Source organism: uncultured Roseicyclus sp. (assembly GCF_937892565.1).
Taxonomy (GTDB): Bacteria; Pseudomonadota; Alphaproteobacteria; order Rhodobacterales; family Rhodobacteraceae; genus Roseicyclus.
This window is the reverse complement of record NZ_CALAHQ010000095.1, coordinates 1-7,606: the sequence shown is the minus strand read 5'-3', so window position 1 is coordinate 7,606 and position 7,606 is coordinate 1. Positions and strand designations below refer to the sequence as shown.

General features: G+C 65.0%; 9 protein-coding genes. 4 read left to right on the top strand and 5 right to left on the bottom strand.

The features are described from left to right. The first annotated feature begins 167 nt into the window (after positions 1–167). Together Q0094_RS13550 and Q0094_RS13545 are read left to right on the top strand one after the other, a co-directional pair. The gene (locus Q0094_RS13550; RefSeq protein ID WP_297620628.1) at positions 168–569 is read left to right on the top strand and encodes a hypothetical protein; all 402 of its coding nucleotides are present in this window, start codon (positions 168–170) and stop codon (positions 567–569) included. Positions 570–593: 24 nt separating this feature from the next. Next, entirely contained in the window at positions 594–1,112 is a 519-nt protein-coding gene (locus Q0094_RS13545) for a LuxR C-terminal-related transcriptional regulator (RefSeq protein ID WP_297620625.1), read from the top strand. A 6-nt stretch (positions 1,113–1,118) separates the two neighbouring features. On the opposite strand, the gene Q0094_RS13540 is transcribed toward Q0094_RS13545, so the two are convergent. From Q0094_RS13540 to pth, 3 genes are all read right to left on the bottom strand, one after another. Beyond that, entirely contained in the window at positions 1,119–1,508 is a 390-nt protein-coding gene (locus Q0094_RS13540) for a DUF2237 domain-containing protein (RefSeq protein WP_297620623.1), read from the bottom strand. A 143-nt stretch (positions 1,509–1,651) separates the two neighbouring features. Further along, the gene (locus Q0094_RS13535; RefSeq protein ID WP_366940298.1) at positions 1,652–2,443 is read right to left on the bottom strand and encodes a serine hydrolase; all 792 of its coding nucleotides are present in this window, start codon (positions 2,441–2,443) and stop codon (positions 1,652–1,654) included. A gap of 209 nt (positions 2,444–2,652) precedes the next feature. Then, positions 2,653–3,342 (bottom strand): aminoacyl-tRNA hydrolase, encoded by a 690-nt coding sequence (gene pth, locus Q0094_RS13530; RefSeq protein WP_297620620.1) that lies wholly within the window; start codon positions 3,340–3,342, stop codon positions 2,653–2,655. A gap of 167 nt (positions 3,343–3,509) precedes the next feature. On the opposite strand from pth, the gene Q0094_RS13525 reads away from it, so the two are divergent. Beyond that, positions 3,510–4,217, top strand: coding sequence for an FkbM family methyltransferase (locus Q0094_RS13525; protein ID WP_297620616.1), 708 nt, complete (start codon positions 3,510–3,512; stop codon positions 4,215–4,217). A 62-nt stretch (positions 4,218–4,279) separates the two neighbouring features. On the opposite strand, the gene Q0094_RS13520 is transcribed toward Q0094_RS13525, so the two are convergent. Together Q0094_RS13520 and Q0094_RS13515 are read right to left on the bottom strand one after the other, a co-directional pair. Further along, positions 4,280–4,879 (bottom strand): 50S ribosomal protein L25/general stress protein Ctc, encoded by a 600-nt coding sequence (locus Q0094_RS13520; RefSeq protein ID WP_297620613.1) that lies wholly within the window; start codon positions 4,877–4,879, stop codon positions 4,280–4,282. A 98-nt stretch (positions 4,880–4,977) separates the two neighbouring features. Next, positions 4,978–5,904, bottom strand: coding sequence for a Hint domain-containing protein (locus Q0094_RS13515; protein WP_297620610.1), 927 nt, complete (start codon positions 5,902–5,904; stop codon positions 4,978–4,980). Positions 5,905–6,254: 350 nt separating this feature from the next. On the opposite strand from Q0094_RS13515, the gene aroA reads away from it, so the two are divergent. Then, positions 6,255–7,606: 3-phosphoshikimate 1-carboxyvinyltransferase (aroA, locus tag Q0094_RS13510; protein ID WP_297620608.1), on the top strand; the 1,352-nt coding region annotated here is incomplete at its 3' end.

Here is a 7,606-nt window from a genome sequence, read left to right as displayed (position 1 = left end):
GACGACGACGACGAGGATGAGGAAGAAGATGACGATGACGATGACGACGAAGATGATGACGGCGATGACGACTGATCCCGCGCCGTTGCATCATTCTGCCTGATCCCTCCATGCTCCCGCCGGCCCGTGGCAGGCTGGCGGGGCTCTGTTGCAAGGACCCCGATCCCATGCTGTCACGACGCGGATTCCTGACCGGCCTGTTGGCTGTCCCCGCCGGGGCTGTTCCTGCCTTTGCGCAGGGCGACCCTGTCACGCAAGGGGTGCTGCGACAGCTCGAGGCGCAGGGTTTTGCCATCATCGACGTCCAGCGCACCCTGCTCGGCCGGGTGCGCATCACGGCCATACGTGGCGACCTGCAGCGCGAACTGGTGCTCGACCCGCGCAACGGCCTTGTCCTGCGCGATCTTGCCCTGCGCGGCGGTGACGGTCCGGGTGTGCCCGACATCGCCGATTACGACGATGATGACGACGAACACGATGATGACGAAGACGACGGCGATGACGACGGCGATGACGACGACAACGAAGACACAGACGACGGCAGCGGTGACGATGATGACGATGATTGACGCCCCTGTCGCCGGGTCGGTCGGATGCTGAACCGCCCGGGCCTTTTTGCCGTGATCCTCGGGGTGCAGGGCGTCTGTGCCGTGGTGTTTGTGTCCGACATCGTGCTGTCGGTGCTGGGCGTGCCACTCGATCCGGTGCCGTGGCGTGTGCGCGAACTGATGGAGATCGGGGCGGCGATCGGCCTGATTCTTGGGACGGCGGCGGGCGGGCTTTTGCTGCGCAGTTCGCTCCGGCGCACGCGCGCCGCCGAACAGGCCCTGCGTGCAGCCTCGGGCGCCTTCATGGATCTGGTCGAGGATCGGTTCGAGGGCTGGGGCCTGACCCCCGCCGAACGCGACGTGGCACTGTTCGCGCTCAAGGGCTGTTCCATCGCCGAGATCGCGGCGCTGCGCGCGACCTCCGAGGGCACCGTCAAGGCGCAGACCAACGCGATCTACCGCAAGGCAGGCGTGTCGGGCCGCCCGCAGCTTCTGAGCCTGTTCGTCGAAGATCTGATGGACGGCGATTTGGTCCGCCCGGATCCGTCGCGCCCGGCCGCCTGACCACGCTCAGCGCTGGGGCATGTCCAGCGCATGCACCTCGAGCACGTCGAGCGGCACGATATCAAGCGCGCGTTCATGCGTCGCCGACAGGTTTACCCGCGGCGCGACGCCCTCGTCATGGGCCTGCAGGAAGCGGCTGGCGCAAAGGCACCACTGATCCCCCGGCACCAGCCCTGAAAACCTGAATTCCGGACGCGGTGTCGACAGATCATTGCCGACATATTTCGAATAGGCCAGGAATTCGGCCGTCATCACCGCGCAGACCGTGTGGCTGCCGCGATCCTCGGCGCAGGTGTCGCACGCGCCATTGCGAAAAAACCCGGTCATCGGTTCGCGCGAACAGCTTTGCAGCGGCTGACCCAGCACATTGACCGATTTGTCCATGGTAAATCCCATCGCGCTGTTCCTGGCTGTGTTGCCTATCGGGATACGCTAGCAGGCTTGCGGTATTTGGCAATGTTGACAACCTGAAAGCGAATGATGGCCTGTCACTTTCCATCCCTGCGGGCGCGGGTCCTGCATGGCCCTTGCGAGCGACATCAAGGTGCAAGGATTTGCGCGATGCGCCGGAACATCGCGATATTGGCGTCATCCACAGCCGGTTCACGAAAGCCCCGATCGGCCCCGTTGGCGGCGATCACCACATTGCGGTTCCGGTCGACATAGAGATATTGCCCATAGATGCCGCGCGCCGTGAACTGGCCCGGTTGCGATCCCAGCGGAACCCACCACTGATAGCCATAGCCGATCGCGCCCGGCGGCGTCGGGGCCGAGGCCGCGGTTGATTGTGCCACCCAACCCTCGGGCAAGATGCGGGTGCCTTGCCAGACGCCATCTTGCGCGATCATCTGACCAAAGCGGGCATGATCGCGCGTGGTCAGGTTCAGCCCGCCCGGCACAAAGGCCACCCCTTCGCCATCGACCAGAGAATAGGGTTCTGCCTCAAGCCCCAAGGGGGCGATGATGCGTTCGGACAAAAGCGAGGGGATGTCGCGCCCGGTGGCGCCCCGGATCGCCATGCCGATCCCATGGGTGCCGATCGAGACATATTGCCAGCCCAGGCCCGGCTGTGCAGCATGCGCGGTGAGCCCGGCGGTAAAGCCGTCCAGCGTGCCACCCAAGGCGATCACGCGCCCCATGCGGTTGATGTCGGAATTCTGATCCAGATAATCCTCGTCGAATTCCACGCCTGACGCCATCTGCAACACGTTGCGGATTGTTGCGCCCTCATGGGCTGAACCGATCAGGCCGGGGACATAGCGTGCGACAGGGGCATCCAGATCCGGGAACGTGCCATCGGCCAAAAGCGTGCCCAAAAGTGCCGAGAGCATGCCATTGGCCACCGACCACGAGATGCGCCGATCCGTTCTGCCACCTTGGGCGGCAAGGTCATTTGCGGGCCTGATGCCAGCGGGCGGATCGGACCATCACCGTGCGGCACCGGCACCATCAGAAAGACGCGGCGCATGATGGTTGCCCCCCCGTGTGGCGGCACGAAAGCACGGCCGACAGGCGCGCGGCAAGTGGGCCGGGGCCTGACCTAGCGGAACTTGTCCATCAGCCTTTGCAAGGGCGACCGCGGCGTGGTGTCAAGATCGGCTTGCGATGGGGTGGGGGTCGTGGCTTTGGCCGTGGGGGTATCGGGCGATCTTGACGCGCGCGGCGGTGCGGTGCGCAAGGCAATGGCGTTCAAGAACCGTGCGCTGTCGCCCCGCGCAAGATCCGGAGCGCCCTTTGACAGGCCATGCAGCAGATCCTCCAGCCAGGCTTGCTCGGATGTGGCGAAATCGGACAAAACGTAAGGTGCAACGCGGTCCTTGTGGCCGGGATGACCGATGCCAAGGCGGACGCGGTGATAGGCCTCGCCGATATGCTGATGGATCGAGCGCAGGCCGTTATGGCCCGCATGCCCCCCGCCCGTCTTGACGCGGGCCTTGCCCGGCGCAAGGTCCAGCTCATCATGGAACACGGTGATATCGGCGGGCGTCAGCTTGAAAAAGCGCATCGCCTCGCCCACCGATTGGCCCGACAGGTTCATGAAGGTTTCGGGCTTGAGCAAGATCACCTTTTGGCCGCCCAAGACGCCGTCGCACAGGCTGGCTTGAAACTTGGCGCGCCACGGGCCAAAGCCGTGATCGGCCGCGATCCGGTCCAGCGCCATCCAGCCGATGTTATGCCGATTGGCCGCGTATTTCGCGCCCGGATTGCCCAAGCCGACCCAAAGCTGCATGGCCTTTGCCCCCCTTGGCTGTCCGCGCCCGGTGATGCCAGCCTCACGCGGGTTTGCCAAGCCTCAAGGCGGGGCAGGCCATCTTGCCCTGAAATTGCCATGGTGTTGCGGCAGGGACCTGTCGATGATGGCGCAAGCGCCGTCACAGACCAAAAGGGGCGCCCGGCGTGCATGAGTTCCGACTGAATGGTGTGGATCTGACCCTGCCCGAAGGGCTTGCCACGCCGGGCATCCGGGAAAAACTCTCCGACGGCACCTATGAGGCAGATGAGGCGCGCGCCGCCCGGCATTGTGTCCGGCCCGGCTTTCGGGTTTTGGAACTGGGCGCGGGTATCGGCTATGTCACCGCGATCTGCGCCCAGCGTGCGGGCCCCGAAAACGTGCTGTCCGTCGAGGCCAACCCCGCACTTCTGCCTGTGATCGAGGGCAATCTGCGGCGCAATGCTGTGCCGGGTGTGCGGGTGATCCACGGCGCGGTCACAGGCCCCGTTGCGCATGGCGCGACCGCCCGCTTCGCCCTGTCGGCGGGTTTCTGCGGATCGGGTCTCAAGTCGCATGGGCAAAAGATCACGGTGCCGCTGATCTCGGTTCACGCCCTGATGGACGCCCACAAGCCCCATGTCGTCTTGATGGATGTCGAAGGGGCCGAGGCCGATATGTTCGACCAGCCTTGGACATGCCCTTTGCGGTTTTGCGTGCTGGAGGTGCATCCAAGGAAATACCGCCCCCGCATCATCAAGAAAATCGTCGATTTCATGTCGGCCATGGACATGACCTATGATCCGGGCACGTCACGTGGAAAGGTTCTTGGGTTTCGCAGGGTCTGGGCCCCGATCAAGGCGCCCGACCGCAAAGGCCGGTCAGGCCCGGAATGAAAAACGCCGCCCCGGGGGGGCGGCGTGTCGTATCGGTCTTTCCCGTCCGTGCCGGGGCGCGATCACGCCTCGGCTGCGTCGGCGCTGACCAGCCCCGAGGGGGCCGAGACATTGGCGATCACGAAATCGCGGTCGATCGTGGGCTTGGCGCCTTGGGGCAGAACGACATCCGAAATATGGATGACGTCGCCAATGTTGCGACCTTCCAGATCGACGGTGATGTGATCGGGGATGTCACCCGCTGTCACGATCAATTCAACCTCGGCGCGCACCACGGTCAGAACGCCGCCACGCTTGAGGCCCGGCGACTGCTCGTGGTTGATGAATTCCACGGGAATGAACAATGCCACGCGCGAGGTGCGGCGCAGGCGCATCAAATCCACATGGGTCGGCAGATCCTTGATCACGTCGCGCTGCACGCCACGGCAGATGACGCGCACGTCTTCCTGGCCTTCGACCTTGAGGTTGAAGAGCGTCGACAGGAACCGCCCCTGCTTCAGCCGCTTGAGCAAGACATTGAAAGGCATCTGGATTGCGAGCGGGTCTTTGCCGCCGCCATAGACGATACCGGGCACCATGCCATCACGGCGTGCTTGACGGGCGGCCCCCTTGCCTGTCCCCGTCCGTGCCTCGGCGATAAGATCTGGAATCTCACCAGCCATTGCTGTTCTCCATCAGATAGAGGGGCCGCCTCCAAGGGTGTCGGGCCCCGGTTGAAGGCTGCGCGATAGGGGGAAATCGCCTGATTGTAAAGCCCCGATCAGGCGGCGTGCCCGATCCCCAGCCGTGCGCGCAGCGCTGCGGGCACAAGCCGGGCCGCGCCGATGCGGGGCAGGCGCATTTCCGCGATGACCCGGTCCTGGCCGTAGCGGGCCAGATAGGCGCCATGGCCATCATGGGCCGATCTTGCGGTATAGGGCACAAAGCTTTCGGCAGGGCAGTTTTCGGCAAGGATCAGGCTGTGGTCATCCGTTTCAAGATGCCAATAGGTGAATTGGGCGGGCATGTCGGACATCGGAACATGCCGGATGCTTGTGCCATTCACCAATGCGCCCGCCGTGACAAGAAACCCGTCGATCCAGATCGCATGATCGCGGCTGAGCATCAGGTCACGGTCCGGGCAGCCTTGGGCGAATGCGTGGGCCGTGATGCGGACCGGGGCGCGGTCATCGTCCAGCCCGACGATGCGGGCGACAGGCTGGCGCCAGATCCAGCGCAGCGCGATGGTGTGGCCCTCGGCGCCCAGCAGCGGCTCGCCCGGGGTCAAGGTCTCGATCGGGCGCGGGCCTGTGGGGGTGGCGATGCGGGTGCCGGTCAGAAAACAATTGGCTGCGGTGGTCAGTGTCGGGCTGAACGCAACTGTCGACGACGCCGCATTCGGAAAGACGCTGGTGATGTCGAACTGCGCCGGATTGTAGGGGATCACACGCATGGACCCAACCTGAAAGATGCCGAAATTCTGCCCGCCGATATTCACGTGATAGCCGGTGAAGGTGTTGCCCTGCGCGCCGAAGAAATCGCCATTCCGGTCCAATGCGTTTGGCGTCTGGTTGTCAGTGACGGTGCCGCTGAAGGGTGTGGGGCTCCATCCACTCCAGCTTAGAGTGCCAGATGACAAGGGGGTGTCGCGGTGTCCGCTCAGGGTCCAGTTCAGCAATTGCACGCTGTGGGTCGCATGGAACGCCACCCTGAACCTCGCACCTGTTCGCGCCGCACACAGGGCCCAGACCGCCGTCGGGCCCACTACATATTTTCACTCTAGCTACGAGAGCGACTCAATCGTTAACAAAACGTTAATGCGCCAGCTGATCGTCAAGTTTTCAGTCACCATTGTGATGGAGCGGCCGGCGTCGCCGGGCATCTTATTGCCAAGGCGTTTGCGCGGTGGTGGTCGGTGGTGTGGCCCCGCCGCTTTCGGGTAGCCGATTTTGCGGGCTGCACTATGGCGGATTTCCCGCCATGATCGGTTGGAAGGAGTTTACGACCCACCCGCGCGCGTCTATCACGCGCGGGCAACCACGTAAGGAGATGCGCGCAATGTCGAGCCATGGTGCCCCCGTTCCGATGACTGCGCGCAAAAGCGCGCCCCTGAGCGGTACGGCCGTGGTGCCGGGCGACAAGTCGATCAGCCACCGCTCGCTGATCCTGGGCGCGCTGGCGGTGGGCGAAACGGTCATCACCGGCCTGCTGGAAGGGCAAGATGTGCTGGATACCGCGCGCGCCATGCAGGCCTTTGGGGCCGAGGTGACACGCGATGCGGATGGCACCTGGCATGTGCATGGCGTGGGCGTTGGCGGTTTTGCCGAACCCGCCGATGTGATCGATTGCGGCAATTCGGGCACGGGCGTGCGGCTGATCATGGGGGCGATGGCGAGCGCGCCCATCACGGCGACCTTTACCGGGGACGCGTCCTTGCGGTCGCGTCCGATGGCGCGTGTGACCGACCCGCTGGCGCTGTTCGGGGCCACATCTGTCGGGCGCAAGGGGGGGCGTTTGCCGATGACGATCACCGGGGCGGCCAATCCCTTGCCCGTGCGCTACGCCACGCCGGTGCCCTCGGCGCAGGTGAAATCGGCGGTGCTGCTGGCGGGCCTGAATGCGCCCGGCCAGACCATCGTGATCGAGGCCGAGGCCACGCGCGACCATACCGAGCGGATGCTGGCGGGGTTCGGGGCCGAGATCACGACCGAGATCACGCCCGAGGGCCGGGTGATCACCCTGACCGGCCAGCCGGAATTGAAGCCCCAGACCATCGCCGTGCCCTGCGATCCCAGTTCGGCCGCTTTCCCCGTTTGCGCCGCGCTGATCGTGCCGGGCTCGGACGTTGTGGTGCCGGGTATCGGCCTCAACCCCACCCGCGCCGGTCTGTTCGAGACGCTGCGCGAGATGGGCGCCGATCTGACCTATGAGAACCTGCGCGATGAAGGGGGTGAGCCTGTGGCCGATCTGCGCGCGCGCTATTCGCCCGACATGCATGGCATCGAGGTGCCGCCCGAGCGCGCGGCCAGCATGATCGATGAATACCCGATTCTGTCGATTGTCGCGGCCAATGCCCGAGGGGCCACGGTGATGCGCGGCGTCAAGGAATTGCGGGTCAAGGAAAGCGACCGGATCGCCGCCATGGCCGCGGGTCTGCGCGCGGCGGGCGTGACGGTCGAGGATGGGCCGGATTGGTGGATCGTGCATGGGCGCGGCCCGGGCGGGGTCGAGGGGGGCGTGACGGTCGCCACCCATCTCGATCACCGGATCGCGATGTCGTTTCTGTGCGCGGGTCTGGCCTCGGGCCAGCCGATCACGGTGGATGATGCGGGCCCGATCGCCACGTCATTTCCGGTCTTCGAGCCCTTGATGCGGGGTCTCGGGGCGCGGCTCGACCGGGTGAACCGGGC